This is a genomic window from Methylobacterium sp. Leaf111 (assembly GCF_001423285.1).
Lineage (GTDB): Bacteria > Pseudomonadota > Alphaproteobacteria > Rhizobiales > Beijerinckiaceae > Methylobacterium.
The window spans coordinates 1-2,243 of the sequence record NZ_LMNE01000066.1; the positions used below are offsets into that span (position 1 = coordinate 1).

The 2,243-nt window shown below is 56.8% G+C and carries 2 protein-coding genes; both read left to right on the top strand.

Features of this window, described 5'->3' with window-relative positions:
• Positions 1–1,424 precede the first annotated feature (1,424 nt).
• Positions 1,425–1,610: a hypothetical protein gene (locus ASF41_RS20495; protein WP_056496539.1), complete on the top strand. Its 186-nt coding sequence runs from the start codon at positions 1,425–1,427 to the stop codon at positions 1,608–1,610.
• A gap of 57 nt (positions 1,611–1,667) precedes the next feature.
• A complete protein-coding gene (locus ASF41_RS25290; RefSeq protein ID WP_210166999.1) occupies positions 1,668–2,189 on the top strand; it encodes a hypothetical protein in 522 nt (173 codons plus the stop codon).
• Positions 2,190–2,243 lie beyond the last annotated feature (54 nt).

A 2,243-nucleotide genomic window follows, 5' to 3' on the forward strand; every position in this document is an offset into this window, starting at 1 on the left:
GATGTCTGCTTCATCTTCGCTCCTCAGGGGCTACGATGAACCAGCCATCCTCCGTTCGTGAAGACCCTCAATCTGTCCCACAGGTGCTGACGTCGGACAGTCGGCGAGCGCCTGGAGATCGATGTCTTCGAGGATGGTCACGTCGAGTTCTCGCGCTTCAAAGGCACGGAAGACCTTGAATCCGACGAAGACGCCCTGAGCAGATTGATCCGCCAACACGGACGAGAGCAGGTTGGCGATAATCCCTCTTGACCTGAAACACCCAATAGAGAAGCCCCGCCGTTGACTGGCAGGGCTCTCGACCGTACAGCTTCGGTGTATGGTGCCGAAGCTCGCTTAGGCGGCGACCGTAGCAGTGCCAGCCGAAGCGTTCTCGTTTCCGACCTTGATAGCGCGAGCCTTTGCAGAAGCGGGAGCACCCTGCGTGGCGGCCACAAGCTCGCCTGCTGACGGAGAAGCGTCACCCTTAGGGCTAAGGCGGTCAGCCACGAAGGCCACCAGCGCAATGTTGGCGATGCCGGCAGCGAGAACGGCAAGAAGCAGGGTGATCATGGTGCGAAGCCCGGGAGGTCGTTTGCGTTGCAGCATCAATGACACTGCGCTGTCGCGTTTGGTATGCCAGATGCCAAATACCAGTCATTCGCTGGGTGCATGGGGAAGCCTGTAAGCAGGCTGAGCCCCTACTTTTGAGTAATATAATGCGGTGGTATCTGCCTGCAGCGTGCTATTTTGCATGGACAGAGGTTCGGCGATCTGTTTAATCCGGTTCCGCAAAGCGCCCGAGGAACAGCCTAGTTCAAGCGCATTGTTTGGGTATCCGTGGTCGCCTGCGGATAAACGAGGAGATACTGCATGTCTGCCGTCAGGAACCGCCAAGCTACTGAGCAGTGGATCACGCCGCCTGAGCCTGCGCTTAACCGCTACCTGATTGGCTCGTGCCGCCGTGCTGCCAATGATAATCGTGGCTTTTCATCGAAGCATCTACTGATACTACAGATTTCTGCTTGCCTGACGCTGAGCGGTGTCCTTACTCTCCTAGCTGCTTTTGCTCATTAGCTTTTCCGGCTCTTCCGTCTTGACCCAAAGTATCATTTTTCGCCAATTCGCGTTTTGAATGCTCTATTGGGCTGGGCCTATCGCGTGCTAGCGTTTGGTGGAAACTCAGCTTAACTAGCCGAGGCAGCCGTATACCGTAGAATCCTTTTCTTGGCCGATGGGTTCGCTGAAGTTCTCCATCGCATGCGGGCGCTTGAGCGGGGCAACGAGCCCTCTGCTGTCCATGCGTTCGTTGAGGAGTCTCTGCAAGGCATGGTCAGGTGTCGCGCCAGCTCGCCTCGGCGTAAAGCCTCTATCCCGAGCGGCCCAACGGCTGCCCGCAGCGTAGTCTTCACGACTCCTCAACTATGCGGCACCACGATGGGGGTATGCTGAACCTCTCCCCTCCTCGCGCTATCACGTTTCTCGTGTCACTCGTGCTAATTGGCCTTGCTACCGCTAGCCTCTACCTGCGCATCCCCACGGTCGGTCCCACGGTGGTAAAATTCCGCATGTGGTTCTTCATCGGAGCCTATGCCGTGCTGGCCTTTGGCGTAGTCTCAAAAAGCTTGTGACGCTTGGCGCGAATTTTCTTGCTTCCGCGCGAAGAGGCAGAGGAATAAACGGTATCGATGAGCCGACAGCATAGCACTCCTATCCTTATATCACTCGATATCAAGACCGGCGTTCCAGTTACGCCCTTGAGCCAGCAAGCGGGCGCTGAGGCTGTAAGCGAAGCGGACATTCAGGCACTGGTGCACGCGCATCCATCCTGCCTGCCTATCAGCGAAATAGATGCAATCTTTGCAAGCCCAGTGGCTATCTGCAGAGAGCTTCAAACGCCAGCAGGATCGATCGACAACCTGCTGATCACTCCTACCGGTCTCCCCATTCTTGTGGAGTGCAAACTCTGGCGAAATCCTCAGGGTCGTCGCGAGGTGGTCGGCCAGATCCTCGATTACGCCAAAGAGCTGAGCCGCTGGTCGTCATCTGACCTACAGCGCGAGGTCTCTCGCTGTTTGAAGTGGAAACTGCCGCAAGATCCTGTCCTCAGCTTGGTGCGAGACGCTGGCCACGACGTGAATGAGATTGAGTTCAACGTAAGCGGTGTCTGGAGCCGCCCTTCCCGGGTTGATTGCGATGGGGGATTCTGACGGTCCCGGGTTCGGATCGTTTTATGTCTATGCTTGAGGATATGGTCGAGCCGC

Bases quoted from the DNA above. Each gene is read 5' to 3' on its own strand.
- ASF41_RS20495 (WP_056496539.1), top strand. From the start codon at position 1,425: ATGCTGAACCTCTCCCCTCCTCGCGCTATCACGTTTCTCGTGTCACTC.
- ASF41_RS25290 (WP_210166999.1), top strand. From the start codon at position 1,668: ATGAGCCGACAGCATAGCACTCCTATCCTTATATCACTCGATATCAAG.